We start from the raw sequence: 23,088 nt of genomic DNA on the forward strand, positions 1-23,088 counted from the left end.
CATTCCGGTGACTGTGCTCCGGCGGCAACCAGCCTCTCTTCGCTCGCGACGGAACTCCGCGCTTTCCTTCTTATCCCAGGCAGATGCCCCTGACGCATCAAGGCAGATACCCATGCAGATCAAACTGGCCAACCCCCGCGGCTTCTGTGCCGGCGTCGACCGCGCCATCGAGATCGTCAACGGTGCGCTGGACGTCTTCGGTCCGCCGATCTACGTGCGCCACGAGGTGGTGCACAACCGCTTCGTGGTGGACAGCCTGCGCGAGCGGGGCGCGGTGTTCGTCGAGGAGCTTCACGAGGTACCCGACGACGTCATCGTGATCTTCTCCGCCCACGGGGTCTCCCGTGCCGTGCAGCTGGAGGCCGAGCAGCGCGGCCTCAAGGTGTTCGATGCCACCTGCCCGCTGGTCACCAAGGTACACATGGAGGTGCTGCGCTACGCCCGTCGCGGCCAGGAGTGCATCCTGATCGGCCACGAGGGGCATCCCGAGGTGGAAGGCACCATGGGGCGCTATGACACTTCCTATGGCGGGCAGATCTACCTGGTCGAGGACGAGGCGGACGTCGCCAAGCTCGAGGTCAAGGACCCGAGCCGGATCGCCTTCGTCACCCAGACCACGCTCTCCATGGACGACACCGCCCGGGTCATCGACGCCCTGCGCGCCAAGTTCCCCGAGATCGAGGGGCCGCGCAAGGACGACATCTGCTACGCCACCCAGAACCGCCAGGACGCGGTGCGCGAACTGGCCGCCGACGCCGACCTGGTGCTGGTGGTGGGCAGCCCCAACAGCTCCAACTCCAATCGCCTGCGCGAGCTCTCCGAGCGGGTCGGTACCCCGGCCTACCTGATCGACAGCGCCGATCAGGTCGACCCGGCCTGGCTCGAGGGCGTGGGCGCCATCGGCGTGACCGCCGGCGCCAGCGCCCCCGAGGTGCTGGTCGAGGGCGTGATCGAGCGCCTCAAGGCCCTGGGCGCCACCGCCCCCGAGGAGCTCGCCGGCCGCGAGGAGACCATCACCTTCTCCATGCCGCGGGAGCTACGCGAGCGGGTCATCGCCAGCGAGTAGCGAACCCTTCCCCGCGCCGAGACAGAAACGCCGCCGTCAGAGACCTGGCGGCGGCATTATTTCTGTAGCAGCATCATTGGCTGGATTGACCTTGTGGGAGCGCTCGGTCCGGCGTTCCGGCTTGCAGCGCGATCCATCGCGCAGCGATGGCATGGCGTTCCTTGCCCTTGGCGTGGTCGCGCCTCTCCTATCTGCTCTGGCCGTGCTAACTAAACTGTAAGCCATTGCTCATGTGTGTCAGGTTTTCGACCTAGGTCTCTATCGCAACGCCACATCTTGATACATACTGAAACAAATGCCTTGACTCCTAGGGAGACGCACGGCGTGACCTTCACAGATCCCCGATCCAGGCCCCAGAGCCCCTCAGGCAGCACCCGGCGCAGCGCCGGCTTTACGCTGATCGAGCTGATGATTGCCGTGGCTATCATCGGGATTCTGGCGTCGATTGCGATTCCCAGTTATCAGAACTATGTAAGGGATGCACGGCGAGCAGATGCTCAAGCGACTTTAATGGAAGCAGCTAGCATTCTCGAGCGATGTTACACAGCCAATAATAACTATGGTAAATGTTCGGGAGTTGGTGACGTCCTCGCGAACACTGATTTTTATAAATTTTCAGGCGTACCTGTGGAAGGCGCTACTACATATGACCTGTTGGCCGAGCCTCAAGGCGGGCAGAAAGAAGATAGCTGCGGAGATATTAGTTTAGATAATGCAGGAAAAAGAGAGCCGGAGACTTGTTGGTGAAAAATTTCAGTGGTTTTACACTGATTGAGTTGCTAGTAACGCTGGCAGTTCTGGTTATATTGGCAACCGTAGCGATTCCAGGTTTTCAGCAGCTGATGGCTACGAATCGTATGGCGGTAGACTACAATAAAATACTTTCCGGATTTAATTATGCGAGAAGTGAGGCGATCAAGCGGCGGGCTGATATTGCTTTTGAGATAACGAATGATCAGCCCTGGAGGTATTCAATTTACATCTCTAGCCCTGATGATTCTCTTAGGGTGGGACGAGCACGAGATGGTAAGACAACTTTGGAAAAAAGCAAGGTAGTCTTCAATGCTTTGGGCAGAGCCCCTGGCTGCTCACCTTGTGTCATCAAGCTCAAAGATGATGCCGATAGGGTCAACGCTAGGAAGTTTAGCATCAATTCGTTAGGCAGGGTAAGCGGGAGCGTAGTTGATGACAAAAAGTGAGTGGAGTTCACAGGGCTTCACCTTGATAGAGGCTCTTGTCGCCCTGCTGGTGCTTTCCATTGGCATGCTGGGTGTAGCCGCTATGCAGCTTAAGTCCTTGCAGGGAGCACATGCTGCCTATCAGCGCTCCATTGGGTCACTGGCGGCACAGGATGCGCAGGAGAGGCTTTGGGCTCAGTTGGCAGATGGTGGCTCTTGTCCACAATGGAGTGAGGCGAAAAAGAAAGATGGCAATGTTCCCTCTTGGGATGATGCGTGGGGGGGGTACCTTCTCAGTTTTTCAGCTTCTAGCAGCGTGAGTCCGCCGGATAGCCAAGCAAATCCTGATTGCGAATTTAGCATTACTGTGGATTGGGATGATGGAAGGTTTGACGGAGAAGATTTTTCAGGTTTTTCTTATTCCGTTAGGTTGCCAAGGAGTGCCCCATGAAACGAAGCTATGGCTTTTCCCTTGTCGAACTGATGGTCGCCATGGTGATTGGCCTGATTATCATCTTGGGCGCCGGGCAGCTTTTTCTCACGGTTTTTCAGACCAACCGTCAGGTCGAGACGCTGAGTGAAAAACAGGCAGCTGTAAATTTTGCTGTTGAAACATTGATTCGAGACGTGCGCAGAGCTGATTGGACGGTGCCAGCGGGGGGGGCTGATTTGGCAGTGAAAGTGCCTAATCGCAGTGATTGCCCAGGCGCGGCTGGAACTTTGGTGACCAAGACATACAGCTTGGCTAGCAGTGGAAATAACCACTTGCTACAAGTTGATTGCGATGGCGGCGGTTCACAAGAAATTGTCGGTGGCTTTGCTGAGAGTGGTTTTAGTGTGTCGCCTGTGGGTAACTATGGCGTCCTGATTACGTTCACGCTTTTGCCAACAGATGAGGGTGCTGGTAGTCCTGAGTCCTTGTCGTTCCTTGCGGTTAATCGTACTGCTGCGGTTGGCGGTAACGGTGGTTAATGGTGGCGACGACGGCGGTGGCAATCCAGCAACAACGCCAGACGCGGAAAACCCAAGATTTCATCAAGATGGTAGCCGTATGTATGACGATTCCTGTTATAACGGTGCAGATAAGTATAAGCCAAGGAGATGTAATAGGTGGAGACTGTTATGAGAAATCAAAAAGGCGCAGCGCTGATAGTCGTCCTCTCGCTTTTGACCATCTCGCTGATGGTCGGCCTGTCCAGCATGCAGTCCTCGCAGATTGATGAGCGACTTGCGGGGAATTATAAAGCACAGTCCGTAGCGCAGATGGGGGCAGAAGAAGCTGCTTCAGAAGGATTTCAGGCTGCTGTGGAGAGTGGAAAGGCTAGTTTTTCAGGAACATCGCTTGGTCTTGATGATCTTAAGAGCATAAGCTGGGAAGATTTTGAAAATGATGGTGATGATAATGGTTTTGGCGGTCAGGCTAGTGTAGCGGCTGGCTGTGAGAATGTGAGTTGTTACTATCGTAATGTCCTGGTTGGTAGTGAGTACTATATTGTTGCAATGGGTGGTGTTGATGATGGTGCAGTTTCGGTAAGTGAGCCTGTTGTTGTTGAGGTCGAGGTTGAGGCAGGTGGTGGTATTATATCTGGTGTAGATGCTGCCCTTACTTGTATTAAGTCGCGCGATGACGGTGGATGTTCGTTTATTCCAGGTAGTGGGAAGTCTGGTCCCTCTGTTGATGGTACTGACAGGTTTGAAAAAGGAAAAATAACTGGCTCTCATAAACCTGAACCCAATCCCGATGGGAATGATGTTGCTTCTATTCTCATGCCAGACGGGGGGAGTGTAAGCAGTCGTCCAGGAGATGATAAGAAAGATAAGAAAGATAAGAAAGATGATAAGGACGCTATGGTCGGTGAGCAAATATACTCGCCAGAAGATTATAATGAATATGCTGGTCGTATTAGTGATACTTGGGATGAATCTAAAGAGAGAATTTCTAAAGACATTGCTAATGCTCTAGAAATCGCTAAATCGGGAAATATCCCTGATAATTTTTTTTACGCAGGGCCTGGTGACACGGTTACTCCAAATTCAAGTTCAGGTGTTGTCGTTCTTGAAGGGGGTATCTTGGATCTAGGTGGTTCTGACAAGTTTTCCGGGTTAGTTTTGATGATTACTGGCATTGATGATTATGGAGTTAAAATCGAAAGTAGTATTCAGTCTGGCGGAACTTCTACTATAGTCGGTGCGGTTGTTGGAGAGGACTTTGGTTATGGCGGAAGCGGTAATCCGAGTATTTTCTATAGTTCTGAGGCTATTAAAGATTTTGTTGGCTGGGACGGTGTTGAAGGTTCAGGCGGCACAAGTGATAAATTTAAAATTACTACTTGGAAGTAGTGTGTGAAGGTTTAATTACAAGGAGCGATTAGGGAGGGCGGCCTCAAGTTCCAAGCGGGGCCAATGAGAATGCCAATGAGGGACAGACCCTGACGGATCCCCACGAACTACGGCTATCCGTTGTATAAAGCCTGCCCCCTGACCTCCTCCTGAAGGGTAAGCGCTCCACGAACCCCATCTGTTTGGGGAATGAGGGACAGACCCTCATTGCCTTTTCTTCATTCCCTTAGCGTTACCAACAGATCACTCTTCCGACGTCTCCTTTAGCGGTCCCCATGTCCCATCTTCTCGCCACCCCTTGCGGGAACGCTTGCGCCGTTCCTGCACGTCTTCTATCGCTGCTCGAGTGTCCTGCAGTGGGTCTTCCAGGGCATTGACGGGCCGGAACACCACCTCGGCCGGTGGTGCACCGTCGCGGTTGATGTGCTGGCGGATGCGCGAGACATCTTCCGTGCTGATCAGCGCCGGGGAGTCCAACATCGGATTCTTCTGGGTGACCAGGCGGCCGTCGTAACCCCAGCAGCGCTGCGGTACCTGGGAAACGGTCCAGCTCCGCCCTTGCCACTCCGCCGCCCGGCCATCCTCGACCAGCCTGAGACGATGAAGCGGTACCACGGCGGCAAGGCGACGGGAGTTGAGCACGATGCCCGTATCGCCCATGCGCACCCCGCCTTGATAGCGCCCGGCCTCAAGCGCTTTTTGCACACGTCTGGGCTTATCGCTCGATTCCAGCACCCCCTGACCGCATAGGTGCAATATACCGTCGTCGTCGACCTGCTTGATGACCCAGGCCTTGATCGGTGTCTTCTTGAAGAGAGTGCGCATCATGTGGGGCGGGTGACGTCCATATCGGTGACAGCGTGGGCATGCAGCGTGTCGAAGCGAGGCCGAGGGGCATGCTTACATGCCGGTCGACGGGTCGAACCGCAACACGCCGAATGGTTATGCTGAGGCTCGACGATCAAGGTTACCCCATGGCGCTATTCGCGTCACTGACGGACAACTAGGGACAGGATCTCATTAACTCACGGGCGCCGAAGCGCGCTCGACCCGATTGCCTATTGCCGGGGAGGCCCCCGGCCTCCTTTCGCGAGCCGAAGTCGAAGAACCTTTCTCCATTGCCGTTGACAGCAACCAACAGATCACTCCTCCGGCGGCTCGCCAAGTGGCCCCCAGGAGCCATCTTCCCGCCACCCTTTTTTGGTCCGCTTGCGCCGTTCCCGCACGTCCTTGATCGCCGCCTGCGTGTCCTGCAGTGGATCTTCCAGGGCATTGACGGGCCGGAACACCACCTCGCCTGGCGGTGTGCCGTCGCGGTTGATGTACTGGCCGAGGCACGAGACATCTTCCGTACTAATCAGCGCCGGGGAGTCCGATATCGGATTCTTCTGGGTGACCAGGCGGCCGTCGTAGTCCCAGCAGCGCTGCGGTACCTGGGAAATGGTCCAGCTGCGCCCTTGCCACTCCGCCTCCCGGCCGCCCTCTACCAGCCTGAGACGATGAAGCGGTACCACGGCGGCAAGGCGACGGGTGTTGAGTACGATGCCCGTATCGCCCATGCGCACCCCGCCCTGGTACTGCTCGAAATGAAGCGCCTGTCGTACCTGCTTGGGTTTCTCGGTCGATTCCAGTATCCCCTGGCCGCACAGGTGCAGGGTCTCAGGGTCGATCTGCTTGATGACCCAGGCCTTGAGCGGTGCCTTCTTGAAGAGGTTGCGAATCATATGGGGGCTGGCAGCTTCCAGGACGATGAGCGAGAGTACCTTCGTGCGCTGCGTACCGCAGCGCACGAAGGTACTGTCCTCCTAACCCTTGTCCTGTGGGAAGGGGGCAGCTACCTCGCTGGCCGCGAACTTCCGTGCTCGAAGATGATAGGCCATGGCGCTACCCACGTCATTGACGGGCATAGGCCAGCCCCCATGGCTGGCTATCCGGTTCGCGGAGTGTCCCGGTTGGGGCTTTCGCGTCGCTTAGCACTCGGGTCGGTCGGACTCCACGCGGACGCGGCCGACGTTGTTGACGATGATGCTGGCGCCTTCATCCAGTCGTCCGCAGAGGCGGAATGTACCGTTATGACCCCCGGAGCGACCCAGTGCCTTGTAGCGCACCGGTCGATCATCGTTGCGATAGGTCAAGGAGGGCAGCCGGCTCTCGCCGAAGGTGCGCAGCAGCGTATCCCCTGTCTCGCCTTGACCCTCGAAGACGGCCAGCGAGGCCCGCCAGGCGTCTCCCTCGGCATTGTTGCTGATCTGGCAGTGGGTCATGTCGAGGGAGGGGCAGAGGGTGGCGGTGGTGCGGCGGGTAATGGCCGCGCTGCGGGTCAGCGCCAATGCCGTCTTGATCCGCATCACCTCGGCCGCCACCTCATTTCTTGCCGTGAACTGCTGGAAGTTAGGAAGACCGATCGTTGCGATAATGACGAGCACGGCGATGGCGACGAGCAGCTCGATCAGCGTCAGCCCGCGCTGACGAGAAGACCAAGAAGCATGCGAAGGGGACAAATAGACGCGGACGACAGGGTGCACGATGCTCTCCCGGCGATGGCCTGAGCGGTGGGGTCACTCTTCAGGCTAGCCGGGCGGGCTATCTCCGCCGTAGGCGATATCGTACAGGCGTTGTGCGCCAGAAGAAGGACGAGGGCAGCGTGTTCCTCGCCTTGTGGCGCTCTTGTCGTCGCTGGGAGAGCGGCCGATCGCGGTCGGAGAACAGAGCCAGCAACCGGCCTGGCTGGCCCCTAGTCGTCCTTGTTCTGCTCTCGCTGCTCTTCGTGTTGTTCTGAAAGGTACTTGTCCCGGTGGTCGCCGGAGCAGAACCAATCGCCCTTTTCGCGCAGGGCGTCGTCCTCGGGCAGGTGCACCTGGCACCAGCGGCAGCGCACCATGCGGTTGCCCGACGCCTCGCCCTCTTGCTGGGGGCCTTCCCGGTCCAGTTTCCATTCGCGATACATGCGGTAGAGCTTCAGGCCGGCGAAGAACAGCACGGCGAAGATGATCAGGCGAATCAGCAACAGGTTCATTCCTTGTGAGTCTCCCTGGTAGGGGTGGCCGGCTTTGCCACTCGGCCGCCCTTGCGGGACAATGGCGACTATCCATCGATTCTCGAGAGATTTCCAAGCCCATGCAAGACCTGACCCTGGTGATGGCGCAGCTCGACCCGCTGGTCGGTGACGTTCCCGGCAATGCCGACCTCGCCATCGAGACGGTACGCGAGGCACGCATCGAGCATGGTGCCGATATCGTGGTGCTGCCCGAGCTCTTCCTGACCGGCTATCCGCCGGAAGACCTGCTGCTGCGGCCCTCCATGGAGGCCCGCCTGCGCCACGCCCGCGCCCGCATGGCCGAAAAGATGGCCCGCGACGTCATGGTCATCGTCGGCTATCCGGGGCGTCGGGAGGGGCAGAACTGGAACTTGGCCGGCGTGCTCTACAACGGCGAGTGGCTCGGCGAGTACGCCAAGCAGGCGCTGCCTAACTACGAGGTGTTCGACGAGCAGCGCTACTTCGCCACCGGCAGCCAGCCGCTGGTGATCGAGCACAAGGGCGCCAAGCTCGGCATCCTGATCTGCGAGGACATCTGGAGCGAGGCGCCGGTGTACCAGGCGCGAGACGCCGGCGCCGAGATCCTCGTCACCCTGAACGCCTCGCCGTTCCACCAGGACAAGCCCGCGGAGCGGCTGGCACTGCTCGAGGCGCGGGCCCGCGAGGTGGAGCGGCCCATCGTCTACGTCAACCAGATCGGCGGCCAGGACGAGCTGGTCTTCGATGGCGGCTCGGCCTGCGTCGATGCCCAGGGCGAGCTGATGGTCCAGGCCCCGCACTGGGCGGTGGGCCTGATGCCGGTCGCCTTCGTGCGCGAGCAGGGGCGCTGGGTGCCGCGCGCCGGCGAGACCGAGCCCGAGGTGGCGCCGGAAGAGAACCTCTATTGTGCGCTGGTCACCGGGCTTCGCGACTACGTCAACAAGAGCGGTTTCGAGGGCGTGGTGCTGGGGCTCTCCGGCGGCATCGACTCGGCGCTGTCGCTGGCCATCGCCGTCGATGCCCTGGGGCCCCAGCGGGTCCACGCGGTGATGATGCCCTACCACTACACGGCGGACATCTCGAAGCAGGACGCCGCCGAGCAGGCCGAGCTGCTCGGGGTCGACTACGAGGTGCTACCCATCGAGCCGATGGTCGAGGCCTTCATGACGACCCTCTCCGAGAGCTTCGCTGGCACCGCGCGCGATACCACCGAGGAGAACCTGCAGTCGCGCTGCCGTGGCGTGCTGCTGATGGCGATCTCCAACAAGAAGGGCCTGATGGTGCTGACCACCGGCAACAAGAGCGAGATGGCAGTCGGCTATGCCACCCTCTACGGCGACATGGTCGGCGGCTACAACGCCATCAAAGACGTCTACAAGACCTGGGTCTATCGCCTGGCCCGCTGGCGCAACACCGAGTCGCCGGCGATCCCCGAGCGGGTCATCGAGCGGCCGCCCTCCGCCGAGCTGGCCCCCGACCAGCAGGACAGCGACAGCCTGCCGGACTACGACGTGCTCGACGCCATCCTGGTGCGCTACATCGAAGGCGATATGAGCGCCGAGGCGATCATCGCGGCGGGCTTCGACCGCGATGACGTCTACAAGGTGGTCAAGCTGGTGGATCGCTGCGAGTACAAGCGCCGCCAGGCCCCGGTGGGGGTGCGCGTCACCCGCCGCGGCTTCGGCCGCGATCGCCGCTATCCCATCGTCAACGGCTGGCAGCCGGGAGACTGAAGCGGGCAGATTGACCCGGGGGCCATTTCTCAGGGGTTGTGCAGGGCCGCGGGTGGTGAGCACAAGCGCCAGGTATTGCGCCCGGAGGTCTTGGCGCGGTACATCGCCGCGTCGGCGGCCTGGAGCAGGCTGTCGCCATCGCTGCCGTCTGCCGGGAAAATGGCGACGCCCACCGAGACGCCGATCGTCACCGGCGTGTCCCCGATAACGAAGGGGGTTGTCAGCGCCTCGACCACATTGGAGGCCACCCTGGCGGCGTTATCCACCGCCTGGATGGGGGCCACCACGATCACGAACTCGTCGCCGCCCAGCCGCGCCAGCATGTCCTCGGCGCGCAGGTTGGCCTGCAGGCGTTCGCTGACGGCCTGCAGGAGCCTGTCTCCTGCCTGGTGGCCGAGCGTGTCGTTGACCTCCTTGAAGTGATCCAGGTCCATGAAGAGGACCGCCAACGGCTTGCCGGTGAGGCGCGACTGGCGAATGGCACGCTCCAGGTGCTGCTCCAGCTGGGCGCGGTTGGAGAGGCCGGTGAGCTCATCGTGAAGCGCCTGGTGGCGCACCACCTCCTCGGCGGCTCTCTGCTCGGTGACGTCGTTGAAGATGTGGATATAGCGCAGCGTTTCGCCGTCGCCGTTGCGTACGGCACTGACGGTCTGTAGCGCTACCAGGATATCGCCATTGGCGCAGCGGTAGCGGACCTCGCCCTGCCAGGTCCCGTTTTCTTCCAGGTGTTTCAGGCCATGTTTCAGCCACGCTGAGCAGTCGGTGTGCCAGGCCAGCAGGGCCTTCATCGGCCGCCCGATCAGTGCCCGAGCGGCGTAGCCCAGGTGGCTGGCAAAGGCCGGGTTGGCATCGATGATGGTATGGCTTGGGCTGGTGATGGCGATCGCCTCGTGAGCGCTGCGAAAGACGCTGGCGGCCAGGCGAAGTTTCTGCCCCGAGGCTTCCAGTTCACGGGCCTGCCTGTCCACCCGAGCCAGCAGGGGGTGCAGGGCACTGCTGACCACCCAGGTGCCTCCCAGTGCCAGCAAGAGGATGGCCAGCGCTGGCCACAGCAGTAGCTGCAGGGCCTCGTTGTGAAAGCGTTGTGACGGCACCGCCACCAGCAGTTCCCAGCCCCGATCCCCCAGGGCGGCCTCGAGGGTGACTTGAACCGTCTCCTCGCGGCTGTCCAGGGAATCGAAGCGACTGATGACTGGCCCCTCCGGTCCCAGCATGAGCGTCTGCTGGCCGCTGTTGGTGCGCAGCCGCACCTTGGCGCCTTCGCCGAAGCGCTGCGTATTGGCCAGCAGGGCCAGCAGCGATTCGGCCTGAAAGAAGGCGATATCTCGGCCGAGGCGCTCTCCTTCAGGAGTGACGATCGGCGAGCAGCTTTGCACCAGCACGTCCCTTTGCCCCAGTAGGTAGAGTCGGCAGGGGTAGCCTTCCTGCGGATCGTGAGATGGCATCACGTCGGCCGGGGTCTTGCCGATTCGCGAGACGACCTGGCCGTCGGGGCCCTGTCGGATCAGGCCGACCATGTCCGGTGCCTGGGCCATGGCATCGGCCAGGCGGGGCGTGGTGAAATCCGATAGGGCTTGCCGCGAGATGTCTCCGCGGGCATAGGCGGCGAGGCGGTCGCGAATCTCCGTGCGCCCGCTGAGCTGGCGGGTAATATCCTGATAGCGCTTGAACTGATGGTGGAGGACCTCCGCCTGGGTCTCGGCGCTGAGCTGACTGATACGTTCGATGCCGCTACGCGCGGCATGATAGAAGGGCAGGGCGGTGATCAGTCCGGCCAGCAGGGCAGTGGCCAGGATGCCCAGCGCGGCCAGGGACCTGATGCGCAGGTGAAGGCGACGGATATTGCGCGTCGATGATGAAGCGGGGGGTGGCGTCATGGGGCTCGGGGCGGCATGTCCCGTTGAGTAGGGCGTACGACCATTAGGATTTTTTCAAGGATACCCGTTCGGTGCTTGCCGGGCACCGTCGGGCTTCAACGAACCGCCCCCCGCCAGCTCGGTTGGTGGGGGGCAACGACGTGGCGCAGGGGTCAGGCCGAGAGGGATTCGGCCTTGACGTGCTGCGGCTGGAAAGTGCGGCCGCGCAGCCGCTCGTGGTTCGGGGCGTTGTCGATCAGCACCTGCAGGGTCTCGCGGGCCCGATCACGCATGCCGAGGCCCAGGTAGCCCTCGACCATCGTCGCCAGGGCGTCGCGGCTGGCTTCTGTCTGTGGATAGTGCTCTAGCACCCAGCGGCCGCGCTCCACGGCGGCGAGATAGGCGCCCTTGCGCAGGTAGAAATCGGCCACGTGCAGCTCGTGGCGCGCCAGCACGTTGCGCAGGTAGACGATGCGCTGCTGGGCGTCCGGGGCGTACTGGCTGCTCGGGTAGCGCTGGATCAGCTCGCTGAAGTCGGCGTAGGCGTCGCGGGTGGCGCCCAGGTCACGCTTGGAGATGTCGACCACCCGCAGGCGCTCCAGGCTGAAGCGGCCCGCCTGCCAGGCGGCCAGGCCACGCATGTAGTAGGCGTAGTCGACCTGGGGATGATCCGGATGCAGGCGGATGAAGCGGCTCGCTGCGGCCCGGGCGTTCTCCCAGTCGTCGGTCTGGTAGTAGGCGTAGATCAGTTCCAGCTGGGCCTGCTGGGCGTGCTCGCCGAAGGGGAAGCGGGTGTCGATGGCCTCGAGCCGGTTGATCGCCGTGGTGTAGCTGCTCTCTTCGAGGGCCTCGCGTCCCTCTTCGTAGAGCTGGCGTTCGGCGACGCCGTCGAGTTCCTCTTCCTCGGGGGTGCCGGCACAGCCAGCCAGCAGAGCGCCGGCCAGCATCAGAACGGCCAGGCGAGCGGGGGAGGTGATAACGCGCATCGTGATCCTCGTGTCTAACAACCCGGGCGGCCGTGATAGAATCGGCCGATATCCGCCCACTATAAAGCACCTTGCGGCGAAACGCAGTCATCGCACCCGGTGCGCACGGAGCCCCGTTCCGACCCATGTCCCAGACCCTCGAAGCCCAGCACCGCGTTCCCGAACGCATGGCGGGCCTGCGCCTCGACCAGGCCGCCGCCGAGCTCTTCGCCGACTTTTCCCGGGAGCGGCTCAAGTCCTGGATCAAGAGCGGCGCCCTGACCCTCGATGGCCAGCCGGCCAAGCCCAAGGACAAGGTCTACGGTGGCGAGGCCCTGGCGCTCGCCGCCGAGATCGAGGACGACACCCGCTTCGAGCCCGAGGACATCCCGCTGACGGTGGTGTACGAGGACGAGGCGGTGCTGGTGATCGACAAGCCGCCCGGCCTGGTGGTCCATCCCGCGGCCGGCAATCCCGACGGCACCCTGCTCAACGCCCTGCTGCACCACGCTCCCGGGCTGGCGGCGATTCCCCGGGCGGGCATCGTGCATCGCCTGGACAAGGACACCAGCGGCCTGATGGTGGTGGCCAAGACTCTGCCGGCCCAGACGGCGCTGGTCGAGCAGCTGCAGGCGCGCAGCGTGTCGCGGGAATACGATGCCGTGGTGGTCGGCGTGATGACCGCCGGCGGCACCGTGGACGCCCCCATCGGCCGCCACCCGCGCGACCGCAAGCGTCAGGCGGTAAACGCCTCGGGCAAGCCGGCGGTGACTCACTATCGGGTGGTCGAACGCTTTCGCGCCCACACCCACGTGCGCTGCAAACTCGAGACCGGCCGCACCCACCAGATCCGCGTCCACATGGCTCACGTGCGCTATCCGCTGATCGGCGACCCCGTCTATGGGGGGCGTCTCAAGCTGCCGGCCGGCGCGGACGATCAGTTGAAGGAGATCCTGCGCGAATTCCCGCGTCAGGCGCTGCATGCCCGTAAGCTGGCCTTCGTGCACCCGGAAAGCGGCGAGCGGATGGCCTTCCGCGCACCGCTGCCGGACGACCTGCTGATGCTGCTCGACTTCCTGCGCGAAGACGGCGAGACCATGCGCTAAGGACCCCCTGATGAGCGATACCTTCGACCTGCGCCCGACGCCGATCCTGCCCGATTGGCCCGCTCCGGAGAACGTCGGGGCCTTCGTCACCACCCGCGAGACCGGTCCCAGCCAGGGCGCCTTCGCCGCCTTCAACGCGGCCGATCATGTGGGCGATAACCCGGATCACGTGGCGCTGTGCCGTCGTCAGCTAGAGAAGGAGGTCGGCGACGACCGTCCGCTGCTGTGGCTCGATCAGGTGCACGGCGCCCGGGTGCAGCAGGCCTACTCCGATGCTCGGCCCGAGGCGGATGCCGCCGTGGCCATGAGCCGCGACTACGCCTGCGTGGTGCTCACCGCCGACTGTCTGCCGATCTTTCTCTGCGACCGCCACGGCACCCGCGTGGCGGCCATCCATGCGGGCTGGCGCGGGCTCGCCGGCGGCGTGATCGAGGCGACGGTTGGAGCGATGGGGCTGCCCCCGGAGGCGCTGATGGCTTGGCTGGGCCCGGCCATCTCCAACGCCCAGTTCGAGGTCGGGCCCGAGGTGCAACAGGCCTTCGTCGGCGTGCACCCCGAGGCCGAGGCGGCCTTCGACCCGAGTCCCTATCGGCTCGGTCACTACATGGCCGACCTCTATAAGCTCGCCCGGCTGCGCCTGGAGCGCCTCGGCGTGTCGCATATCAGCGGCGGCCACTTCTGCACCGCCTGCGAATCGCGCTTCTACTCCCATCGCCGCGACGACGGCAAGACGGGAAGAATGGCCAGCGTGATCTGGTTGCGCTGAAAGCAGCGCCGAGCGCCGAGCTGCAAGCGCCAAGACCCCCCTCGGCTTGCTCTCTGCGCTTTCGAGCTATCCTGGCTTGGCCGCTTGGCCGCTTGGCCGCTTGGCCGCTTGGCCGCTTGGCCGCTTGGCCGCTTGATCAGCGTCAACTCGTCGCGCCCTTTCCCTGGCCGGCGACTTGAAAGCCGACCACGCTGACTCCATTGAAGCCCTCAAGACACATTGACAGGGCCAAGCGGCGCGTCCGAACGCGCCGCCATCCCGATGGAGGAATCCCCCATGCGATTCGACAAGTTCACCGCCAAGCTGCAGAACGCCGTGGCCGATGCCCAGTCCCTGGCCGTGGGCCGCGGGCACAACCAGCTGGAACCCGGCCACCTGCTGCTGGCGCTGCTGGAGGCCACCGATACCGGCGTCAAGGCGCTGGTGCAGAAGGCCGGCGCCGACGCCGCGCGGCTGCGCGACGGCCTGATGGGCCATCTCGACGACCTGCCCAAGGTCGCCAACTTCGACGGCGAGGTGCAGCCCTCTCGCGACCTGATCAAGCTCTTCAACCTCACCGACCGCGAGGCCCAGAAGCGCGGCGATCAGTACATCGCCAGCGAACTGGTGCTGCTGGCCGCGCTGGAGATGGGCGGCGCGGTGACCAAGCTGCTGACCCAGGCCGGGGTGACCCGCAAGTCGCTGGAGACCGCCGTCAACGGCGTGCGCGGCGGTGAGACGGTGGATGATCCCAACGCCGAGGATCAGCGCGAGGCGCTGGCCAAGTACACCCTGGACCTCAATGAGCGCGCCGCCAGCGGCAAGATCGACCCGGTGATCGGGCGCGACGACGAGATTCGCCGCACCATCCAGGTGCTGCAGCGGCGCACCAAGAACAACCCGGTGCTGATCGGCGAACCCGGCGTCGGCAAGACCGCCATCGTCGAGGGGCTCGCGCAGCGCATCGTCGATGGCGAGGTGCCGGAGGGCCTCAAGGACAAGCGCGTGCTGTCGCTGGACATGGGCGCGCTGCTGGCCGGGGCCAAGTTCCGCGGCGAATTCGAGGAGCGCCTCAAGTCGGTGCTCAAGGAGCTGGCTCAGGAGGAGGGCCGGGTGATCCTCTTCATCGACGAGCTGCACACCATGGTCGGCGCCGGCAAGGCCGAGGGCTCCATGGATGCCGGCAACATGTTGAAGCCGGCCCTGGCCCGGGGTGAGCTGCACTGCGTGGGCGCCACCACCCTCGACGAGTATCGCAAGTACATCGAGAAGGACGCCGCCCTTGAGCGCCGCTTCCAGAAAGTGCTGGTGGACGAGCCCTCCGAGGAGGACACCGTGGCGATCCTGCGTGGCCTCAAGGAGCGCTACGAGGTGCACCACGGCGTCGACATCACCGACGGCGCGATCATCGCCGCGGCCAAGCTCTCGACCCGCTACATCACCGACCGCCAGCTGCCCGACAAGGCGATCGACCTGATCGACGAGGCCTCCTCGCGCATCCGCATGGAGCTCGACTCCAAGCCCGAGGAGATGGATCGCCTCGATCGTCGGCTGATCCAGCTGAAGATGGAGCGCGAGCACCTCAAGAAGGAGACCGACGAGGCGTCGAAGAAGCGTCTCGAGAGTCTCGAGGAGCAGATCGGCGAGCTCGAGCGGGAGTACGCCGACCTCGACGAGATCTGGAAGGCCGAGAAGGCCAGCATCCAGGGGGCGGCGCAGTTCAAGGACGCCCTCGACAAGGCCCGCATCGACCTGGAGCAGGCGCGCCGCCAGGGCGACCTGGCGCGGATGTCGGAGATCCAGTATGGGGTGATCCCCGGCCTGGAGAAGAAGATCGCCGAGGCCGGCGAGGCCGAGGCCGATACTTCCAAGCACCAGCTGCTGCGCTCCAACGTCACCGAGGAGGAGATCGCCGAGGTGGTGTCGCGCTGGACCGGCATTCCGGTGGCCAAGATGCTCGAGGGCGAGCGTGACAAGCTGCTGCGCATGGAGGAGGCGCTGCATGAGCGGGTGATCGGCCAGGACGAGGCGGTGACCGCCGTGGCCAATGCGGTGCGCCGCTCCCGTGCGGGCCTCGCCGATCCCAATCGCCCCAACGGCTCCTTCCTGTTCCTCGGCCCGACCGGGGTGGGCAAGACCGAGCTGTGCAAGTCGCTGGCGAACTTCCTCTTCGACACCGAGGAGGCGATGGTGCGCATCGACATGTCGGAGTTCATGGAGAAGCACTCCGTGGCCCGGCTGATCGGCGCGCCTCCCGGCTACGTCGGCTACGAGGAGGGCGGCTACCTGACCGAGGCGGTGCGCCGCAAGCCCTACTCGGTGCTGCTGCTTGACGAGGTGGAGAAGGCCCATGCCGACGTCTTCAATATACTGCTGCAGGTGCTGGAGGACGGCCGCCTCACCGACGGCCAGGGGCGCACCGTGGACTTCCGCAACACCGTGATCGTGATGACCTCCAACATGGGCTCGGACATCATCCAGCGCATGGGCGGCGACGACGCCGACTACGCCCAGATGAAGGAGATGGTGATGGCGGTGGTGAGCGACCACTTCCGCCCCGAGCTGATCAACCGCATCGACGAGGTGGTGGTCTTCCATGCCCTCGGCCAGGCGCAGATCCAGGCCATCGCCGAGATCCAGCTCGACCGCCTGCGGGCACGACTGGCCGAGCACGACCTGCGCCTCGAGGTCAGCGAGGTGGCGCTGGCCCTGCTGGCCGAGGCGGGCTTCGACCCGGTGTTCGGCGCCCGACCACTCAAGCGAGCGATTCAGAGCCGCATCGAGAACCCGCTCGCCCAGGACCTGTTGGCCGGCAAGTTCTCGCCCGGCGATGTGATCCACGTCGAGGCGGAGGGCGACCAGTTGGCGTTCCAGAGCTGAGGCCGCATGCCGTAAAGCCGCGTCACACGGCGCCACAAAGCGTTACTTTGCCGCCCGGTCGCCCGGGCGGCAGCGGTCTATACTGAGATTCAGGTTGCGTCCTGTAACCCCCTTGCCCGTCCCTCCCCGCGAGTGGACGGGCTCTTTTGTGGTGGCCCGGATGGCCGACCACCTTGCCGAATGGCCCTTCATGGGCTACTCACGCGGTTTCCGCGGTTGACACGTCAACAATGCTAATGGAATCTTGAGCGTTCCTGATACGGGCGCGGATACCAGTGGGCCACCCCCCATCCCCGCGTGAAGGGTAGGCCGAGTGCCTCTACCCGCCGAAGGACTTCCGGGTCCGGGCCAACCGCCCGGCCTGGCCAACGCCCCGACGCGGCAATCCGCCGTGATGAGAGTGCAGGCCCCAACAGGGCCCTTACTGCCAGGGTTTGGCATCAGGTGCCGGCATGGCCGGCAGCGGCATACCGCCGCACTCGACTTCGTGTCCCGACGGCGGACACGGATCGCACTCGAGACCTCCAGGGGAGATACATCTGTGGAACTGCTTTCCGGCGCAGACATGATTGCCCGCTTCCTCCAGGACGAGGGCGTCGAATATATCTATGGGTATCCCGGCGGGGCGGCGCTGCACATCTACGACGCGCTGTTTCGTCAGGACAAGGTCAAGCACATCCTGGTGCGCCACGAACAGGCCGCCACGCATGCCGCCGATGGCTACGCTAGAGCCTCCGGCAAACCCGGCACGGTGCTGGTGACCTCCGGACCCGGGGCGACCAACGCCGTCACCGGCATCGCCACCGCCTACATGGACTCGATTCCTATGGTGGTGCTGTGTGGCCAGGTGATGAGCCACCTGATCGGTGACGACGCCTTCCAGGAGACCGACATCGTCGGCGTGACCCGGCCGATCGTGAAGCACAGCTTCTCGATCAGGCATCCGAGCGAGATTCCCGAAGTCCTCAAGAAGGCCTATTACCTGGCCGCGACCGGGCGTCCCGGTCCGGTGGTGGTGGACATTCCCAAGGACATGACCGCGCCCACCGAACGCTACGAGTACGTCTACCCCAAGAAGGTCAAGATGCGCTCGTACAACCCGATCACCCGCGGCCATACCGGTCAGATCAAGAAGGCCGTGGAGCTGATGCTCAAGGCGCGGCGCCCGGTCTTCTACACCGGCGGCGGCGTGGTCACCGGCAACGCCTGCGAGGGGTTGACCGACCTGGTGCGGCGGCTGGGCTATCCGATCACCACCACGCTGATGGGCATCGGCGCCTATCCGCAGAGCGATCGGCAGTGCCTGGGGTGGCTGGGCATGCACGGCTCCTATGAGTCGAACATGGCCATGCACCATGCCGACCTGATCATCGCCATCGGCGCCCGCTTCGACGATCGGGTCACCAACAACACCTCCAAGTTCTGCCCCACCGCCAAGATCGTCCACGTCGACATCGACCCGAGCTCGATCTCCAAGACGGTGCGCGCCGACGTGCCGATCGTCGGGCCGGCGGGCAGCGTGATCAACGAGATGATCAGCCTGGTCCAGGGCAAGGAGATTGCCCATCCTGAGGCGCTGGCCGACTGGTGGACGCAGATCGACGGCTGGCGCGAGGAGCGCCAGGGCCAACTCTACGAGCCGTCCAAGGCCGATGAGCCGATCAAGCCCCAGGAGGTCATCGAGGCGCTGTGCCGGGCGACCCGTGGCGAGGCCTACGTGACCACCGATGTGGGTCAGCACCAGATGTTCGCGGCCCAGTACTACAAGTTCGACAAGCCCAATCGCTTCATCACCTCCGGCGGGCTCGGCACCATGGGCTTCGGCTTCCCGGCGGCCATGGGCATCAAGCACAACTTCCCCGACGAGCAGGTGATCTGCGTGACCGGGGAGGGCAGCTTCCAGATGATGATGCAGGAGCTCTCGACCTGTAAGCAGTTCGGGGGTGGCGTGAAGATCGTCAACCTCAATAACGCCTCGCTGGGCATGGTGCGCCAGTGGCAGGACCTGAACTACAAGTCCCGCCATGCGCACTCCTACATGGAGTCGCTGCCCGACTTCCAGCAGTTGATCGAAGCATATGGCTTCACCGCGCTGCGGGTGGAGACACTGGCGGATCTCGAGCCGGCACTGGAAAGGACCTTTGCCGACAAGCACGAGTTGGTGTTTCTCGATGTTCTCGTCGACCCGCACGAGCACGTCTATCCGATGCATGTGCCCCTGGGCTCCATGCGTGACATGCTGCTTTCCAAGACGGAGCGGACCTGATGCGCCATATCATCTCGATTCTGATGGAAAACGAACCGGGCGCCCTGTCTCGCGTGGTGGGGCTGTTCTCGCAGCGCAACTTCAACATCGAAACGCTGAACGTGGCGCCCACCGAGGACCCCAGCCTGTCGCGGCTGACCGTGACCACCGTCGGGGACGACCGGGTGATCGAGCAGATCACCAAGCACCTCAACAAGCTGATCGACGTGGTCAAGCTGGTGGACCTGACCGAGGGCAACCACATCGAGCGCGAGCTGATGCTGGTCAAGGTCAAGGCCCTGGGCGCGGCCCGCGACGAGGTGAAACGCACCGTGGACATCTTCCGCGCGCAGATCGTCGACGTGACGCCGAGCCTCTACACGGTGCAGATCACCGGCGATGCGGGCAAGCTGGATGCCTTCCTGCAGGCTATGGCGCCGGTGGGGCTGCTCGAGGTGGCGCGCACCGGGGTCTCGGGCATCGCCCGGGGCGACAAGGTCCTGTCCCTGTAGCTTTTCCTGCAAGAGTGCCATCTGCCGGACTACGAAGGCCGCCCCTCGGGACGGCCTTCGTGTCTTCAGGGGCGGTGGTTCAGCGCTCCGCGACCTCGTCCCAGAGGGCGGCGATCAGCGGGCTCTTCAGGCGGCGCTCGAGCACGCAGAGGCCGACGTCATAGTGGGGCAGCTCCGGCTTGACCGGCAGGATCCGCACCCGCTCCGCCAGCGGACTGGTGTCGAGCACGATACGCGGTACCACGCCGAGGCCGAAGCCCAGTCCCACCATGCTGACGATCGCCTCGTGACCGGCCACCTGAGCGTAGATGCGCGGCGCCACGCCCAGTGCTCGAAACCAGGTATCGCTGTACTGGCGGGACAGGCCGGCCTCGGAGAGGATCATCGGCACCTCGCGCCACTGCTCGGCCGAGGGCGACTCGGGTGTGGTCGGGATCCAGTCGTGGGCCGCGTGGGGCGCGATGAACACCAGCGGCGAGCGGGTCAGCGACTTGAAGCCCAGCGCATCGGGAGACTGGCGCGGCCGCGGGGTGATCGCCATGTCCTCGTTGCCGGCCAGCACCCGCTGCAGCGACTGGGCCGGGTCGCCGGTGTGCAGCTTGAGCTCGATGCCGGGATGGCGGGTGCGAAACTCGCTGAGCAGTTCGTAGAGGAAGCTGTAGCTGGCGGTCACCGAGCAGTAGATGCTGATCTCACCGGTCAGGGTGCGCGCCTCGCTCATCAGCGACTGGCGCAGGGCCTCCCACTCCTCCAGGGCCTCTCGGGCATAGGCCTGGAAGGTGCGACCCTGGCGGGTCAGCGCCACGTGGCGGTTGTCGCGCTCGAAGAGGGCGACGCCGAGGCTCTCCTCGAGCTGGCGGATGGTGCGCGAGAGCGTCGAGGGGCTGACGTGGCAGGCCTCGCTGGCGCGGCCGAAGTGCAGGGTTTCGGCCAGGGCGAGGAAGTGCTTGAGGGGGCGCATGTCCATGGTCGGCATTATTGCATAAATTGGCACATGGCATTGCAAATATCGCGTTTTACGCAACGCAGCCGCTGGCGTAAGGTGACTCCATCGGCTGCATCGAATCCCAGTGCCGCGACAGACGGCACGGGTGGCCATCAACGCTGAACGTTAACTCGAACATCGAACGACACTACTTTTCGCTTCAGGAGCACGTCATGCGCGTCTACTACGATAAGGATTGCGACCTCTCTCTCATCCAGGGCAAGCAGGTCGCCATCGTGGGCTACGGGTCACAGGGCCATGCCCACGCCAACAACCTCAAGGAGTCCGGCGTCGATGTCACCGTCGCCCTGCGCGCCGGCTCTTCCTCCGCCGCCAAGGCCGAGGCCGCCGGCCTCAAGGTCGCCTCCGTCGAGGACGCCAGCAAGAGCGCCGACGTGGTGATGATCCTGGCCCCGGATGAGAACCAGAAGGCGATCTACGAGACCCAGATCGAGCCGAACCTGGCGCAGGGCGCCACCCTGGCCTTCGCCCACGGCTTCAACATCCACTACAACCAGATCGAGCCGCGCCAGGATCTGGATGTGGTGATGATCGCGCCCAAGGCGCCGGGCCACACCGTGCGCTCCGAGTTCGTGCGTGGCGGCGGCATCCCGGACCTGATCGCCATCCATCAGGACGCCTCCGGCAACGCCAAGGAGCTCTCGCTCTCCTACGCGGCGGCCATCGGTGGCGGGCGCAGCGGCATCATTGAGACCTCCTTCAAGGACGAGACCGAGACCGACCTGTTCGGCGAGCAGGCCGTGCTGTGCGGCGGCGCCGTGGAGCTGGTCAAGGCCGGCTTCGAGACCCTGACCGAGGCGGGCTACGAGCCGGAGATGGCCTACTTCGAGTGTCTGCACGAGCTCAAGTTGATCGTCGATCTGATGTACGAGGGCGGCATCGCCAACATGAACTACTCCATCTCCAACAACGCGGAGTATGGCGAGTACGTGACCGGCACCGAGGTGATCAACGAGCAGTCTCGCGAGGCCATGCGCAACGCGCTCAAGCGCATCCAGACCGGTGAGTACGCCAAGATGTTCATCAACGAGGGCAACACCAACTATCCCTCGATGACCGCGCGTCGCCGACTCAACGCCGAGCACCCGATCGAGCAGGTCGGCGAGAAGCTGCGCGGCATGATGCCGTGGATCGCCGCCAACCAGCTGGTCGACAAGTCGAAGAACTGATCACGGCGATCCGTCTCGACTGACACGAGGGCGCGGACATCCGCGCCCTCGGTGCGTTCGGGCCCCGGGGAGAGCAATCGGGAGAGGAAAGGGAGAGCGGCGCCCCCGTGAGTGTTTCGTCACGGTGTGTGTAGAATGGAATGACACCCAAGGCGATGGAAAAGACAGATGAGTCGGGATCCGCACAGCAGTGAGCATGAGCCAGGTCAGTCGGGCGAAGAGGATCTTGCGAGCACCTTCGTGCGTGAATCGGAGGTCATCGAGGAGGCCGAGGAGGGCGGCAAGAAGATTCGTCGCAAGGGTGTCTATCTGTTGCCCAACCTGTTCACCACTTCGGCGCTGTTCTCCGGCTTCTTCGCCATGGTGGCCGCCGTCAACGGCGACTTCACCAACGCGTCGATCGCCATCTTCATCGCCATGGTGCTGGATGGCCTGGACGGTCGGGTGGCTCGGCTGACCAATACTCAGAGCGACTTCGGTGCCGAGTACGACAGTCTCTCAGATATGCTCTCCTTCGGGGTGGCGCCGGGCTTGGTGGCCTTCATCTGGATCCTGCAGGATATCGGCAAGACCGGCTGGGTGGTCGCCTTCCTCTACGTGGCCTGCGCCGCCCTGCGCCTGGCGCGCTTCAACGTGCAGATCGGCAGCGTCGACAAGAAGTGGTTCATCGGCCTGCCGAGCCCCTCGGCGGCGGCCCTGGTGGCGGCCAGCGTCTGGACCTTCCACAGCTTCGATGCCGATGCCTTCGGCTTCAAGCTGCTGATGCTCTTCGTGGTGGGCGCCGCCGGGGTGCTGATGGTCAGCAACATCCGCTACTACAGCTTCAAGGACGTGGACCTGAAGGGGCCGGTGCCCTTCGTCTTCCTGCTGGCTATCGTGCTGGGCTTCGTGGTGATCTCCATCGAGCCCTCGGTGATGCTGCTGCTGCTGTTCGGTGCCTACGTGGCCTCCGGGCCGGTAATGGCACTGATGCGCAAGCTGAAGCACTCGCCCTCCGCCAGCTGAGCCGTTAGACTCGCCCCGCCACAACGCCCGCCCTGCGCGGGCGTTCGTGTCTCTGAAGGACAAAGGATCTATCCACACCCGGTCGCGGCGTCGGTAGCAGGAAGGCGCTGTGGATAAGCCGGTCGTCACCGCCGCGTCACGCTCGCGACACGCGCCTGACATTTTTCTTCGCCGAGGCCTTGCACGGTTCCGGGGAAATCCGTAAAGTACGCATCCGCTGCCGGCAACGGGCAAACGTTGCAGGCGGTGTTGGTGGCAGAAGTGCT

Annotated in this window: 21 protein-coding genes; 14 read left to right on the plus strand and 7 right to left on the minus strand. The window is 63.4% G+C overall.

The genetic code is table 11. From position 1 onward, the window contains the following. Positions 1-112: 112 nt before the first annotated feature. From ispH to FEI13_RS11545, 6 genes are all read left to right on the plus strand, one after another. Complete coding sequence (gene ispH / locus FEI13_RS11520) at positions 113-1,066, plus strand: 4-hydroxy-3-methylbut-2-enyl diphosphate reductase (RefSeq protein WP_138181664.1); 954 nt, start codon at positions 113-115, stop codon at positions 1,064-1,066. A gap of 408 nt (positions 1,067-1,474) precedes the next feature. Continuing rightward, positions 1,475-1,813: a type IV pilin protein gene (locus FEI13_RS19665; protein ID WP_138181688.1), complete on the plus strand. Its 339-nt coding sequence runs from the start codon at positions 1,475-1,477 to the stop codon at positions 1,811-1,813. After that, positions 1,810-2,265: a GspH/FimT family pseudopilin gene (locus FEI13_RS11530; protein WP_158294541.1), complete on the plus strand. Its 456-nt coding sequence runs from the start codon at positions 1,810-1,812 to the stop codon at positions 2,263-2,265. The genes FEI13_RS19665 and FEI13_RS11530 overlap by 4 nt, the downstream gene beginning before the upstream one ends. Beyond that, positions 2,252-2,695 carry a type IV pilus modification protein PilV gene (gene pilV / locus FEI13_RS11535; protein WP_138181666.1) on the plus strand — a complete coding sequence of 148 codons (444 nt, stop codon included), beginning with the start codon at positions 2,252-2,254 and terminating at the stop codon, positions 2,693-2,695. Before FEI13_RS11530 ends, pilV begins: the two co-directional genes overlap by 14 nt. After that, complete coding sequence (locus tag FEI13_RS11540) at positions 2,692-3,216, plus strand: PilW family protein (protein WP_138181667.1); 525 nt, start codon at positions 2,692-2,694, stop codon at positions 3,214-3,216. Before pilV ends, FEI13_RS11540 begins: the two co-directional genes overlap by 4 nt. A 150-nt stretch (positions 3,217-3,366) precedes the next feature. Further along, the gene (locus FEI13_RS11545; RefSeq protein ID WP_138181668.1) at positions 3,367-4,584 is read left to right on the plus strand and encodes a pilus assembly PilX family protein; all 1,218 of its coding nucleotides are present in this window, start codon (positions 3,367-3,369) and stop codon (positions 4,582-4,584) included. 243 nt (positions 4,585-4,827) lie between these two features. On the opposite strand, the gene FEI13_RS11550 is transcribed toward FEI13_RS11545, so the two are convergent. From FEI13_RS11550 to FEI13_RS11565, 4 genes are all read right to left on the minus strand, one after another. Further along, positions 4,828-5,412: a hypothetical protein gene (locus FEI13_RS11550; protein WP_138181669.1), complete on the minus strand. Its 585-nt coding sequence runs from the start codon at positions 5,410-5,412 to the stop codon at positions 4,828-4,830. Positions 5,413-5,726: 314 nt separating this feature from the next. After that, positions 5,727-6,308, minus strand: a complete 582-nt coding sequence (locus tag FEI13_RS11555) for a hypothetical protein (RefSeq protein ID WP_138181670.1) — start codon at positions 6,306-6,308, stop codon at positions 5,727-5,729. A gap of 246 nt (positions 6,309-6,554) precedes the next feature. Further along, the gene (locus FEI13_RS11560; protein ID WP_138181671.1) at positions 6,555-7,109 is read right to left on the minus strand and encodes a GspH/FimT family pseudopilin; all 555 of its coding nucleotides are present in this window, start codon (positions 7,107-7,109) and stop codon (positions 6,555-6,557) included. 209 nt (positions 7,110-7,318) lie between these two features. Further along, positions 7,319-7,600 carry a PP0621 family protein gene (locus FEI13_RS11565; RefSeq protein WP_138181672.1) on the minus strand — a complete coding sequence of 94 codons (282 nt, stop codon included), beginning with the start codon at positions 7,598-7,600 and terminating at the stop codon, positions 7,319-7,321. Between the two features lie 101 nt (positions 7,601-7,701). On the opposite strand from FEI13_RS11565, the gene FEI13_RS11570 reads away from it, so the two are divergent. Continuing rightward, positions 7,702-9,333 (plus strand): NAD+ synthase, encoded by a 1,632-nt coding sequence (locus FEI13_RS11570; RefSeq protein WP_138181673.1) that lies wholly within the window; start codon positions 7,702-7,704, stop codon positions 9,331-9,333. Between the two features lie 29 nt (positions 9,334-9,362). On the opposite strand, the gene FEI13_RS11575 is transcribed toward FEI13_RS11570, so the two are convergent. Then, positions 9,363-11,210 (minus strand): sensor domain-containing diguanylate cyclase, encoded by a 1,848-nt coding sequence (locus FEI13_RS11575; RefSeq protein WP_138181674.1) that lies wholly within the window; start codon positions 11,208-11,210, stop codon positions 9,363-9,365. A gap of 152 nt (positions 11,211-11,362) precedes the next feature. Further along, positions 11,363-12,175: an outer membrane protein assembly factor BamD gene (locus FEI13_RS11580; RefSeq protein WP_138181675.1), complete on the minus strand. Its 813-nt coding sequence runs from the start codon at positions 12,173-12,175 to the stop codon at positions 11,363-11,365. A 125-nt stretch (positions 12,176-12,300) separates the two neighbouring features. Here FEI13_RS11580 and rluD point away from each other — a divergent pair, with 125 nt between their 5' ends. The 5 genes from rluD (at position 12,301) to ilvN (ending at position 19,642) form a co-directional block, all read left to right on the plus strand. Next, positions 12,301-13,260: a 23S rRNA pseudouridine(1911/1915/1917) synthase RluD gene (gene rluD, locus FEI13_RS11585; RefSeq protein WP_138181676.1), complete on the plus strand. Its 960-nt coding sequence runs from the start codon at positions 12,301-12,303 to the stop codon at positions 13,258-13,260. Positions 13,261-13,270: 10 nt separating this feature from the next. Beyond that, complete coding sequence (gene pgeF, locus FEI13_RS11590; protein ID WP_138181677.1) at positions 13,271-14,026, plus strand: peptidoglycan editing factor PgeF; 756 nt, start codon at positions 13,271-13,273, stop codon at positions 14,024-14,026. A gap of 276 nt (positions 14,027-14,302) precedes the next feature. Then, positions 14,303-16,885: an ATP-dependent chaperone ClpB gene (gene clpB, locus FEI13_RS11595; RefSeq protein WP_138181678.1), complete on the plus strand. Its 2,583-nt coding sequence runs from the start codon at positions 14,303-14,305 to the stop codon at positions 16,883-16,885. A 541-nt stretch (positions 16,886-17,426) separates the two neighbouring features. Continuing rightward, entirely contained in the window at positions 17,427-19,151 is a 1,725-nt protein-coding gene (locus FEI13_RS11600; RefSeq protein WP_138181679.1) for an acetolactate synthase 3 large subunit, read from the plus strand. Beyond that, positions 19,151-19,642 carry an acetolactate synthase small subunit gene (gene ilvN / locus FEI13_RS11605; protein ID WP_089852090.1) on the plus strand — a complete coding sequence of 164 codons (492 nt, stop codon included), beginning with the start codon at positions 19,151-19,153 and terminating at the stop codon, positions 19,640-19,642. Before FEI13_RS11600 ends, ilvN begins: the two co-directional genes overlap by 1 nt. Before the next feature lie 79 nt (positions 19,643-19,721). On the opposite strand, the gene ilvY is transcribed toward ilvN, so the two are convergent. Then, entirely contained in the window at positions 19,722-20,609 is an 888-nt protein-coding gene (ilvY, locus tag FEI13_RS11610; protein WP_138181680.1) for an HTH-type transcriptional activator IlvY, read from the minus strand. Positions 20,610-20,764: 155 nt separating this feature from the next. Here ilvY and ilvC point away from each other — a divergent pair, with 155 nt between their 5' ends. Next, on the plus strand, positions 20,765-21,817 hold the full coding sequence (gene ilvC, locus FEI13_RS11615) for a ketol-acid reductoisomerase (RefSeq protein WP_138181681.1): 1,053 nt from the start codon (positions 20,765-20,767) through the stop codon (positions 21,815-21,817). Positions 21,818-21,985: 168 nt separating this feature from the next. Continuing rightward, positions 21,986-22,822 carry a CDP-diacylglycerol--serine O-phosphatidyltransferase gene (gene pssA / locus FEI13_RS11620; RefSeq protein WP_138181682.1) on the plus strand — a complete coding sequence of 279 codons (837 nt, stop codon included), beginning with the start codon at positions 21,986-21,988 and terminating at the stop codon, positions 22,820-22,822. Positions 22,823-23,088 lie beyond the last annotated feature (266 nt).

This window comes from Halomonas urmiana (assembly GCF_005780185.1).
Classification (GTDB): Bacteria; Pseudomonadota; Gammaproteobacteria; order Pseudomonadales; family Halomonadaceae; genus Halomonas; species Halomonas urmiana.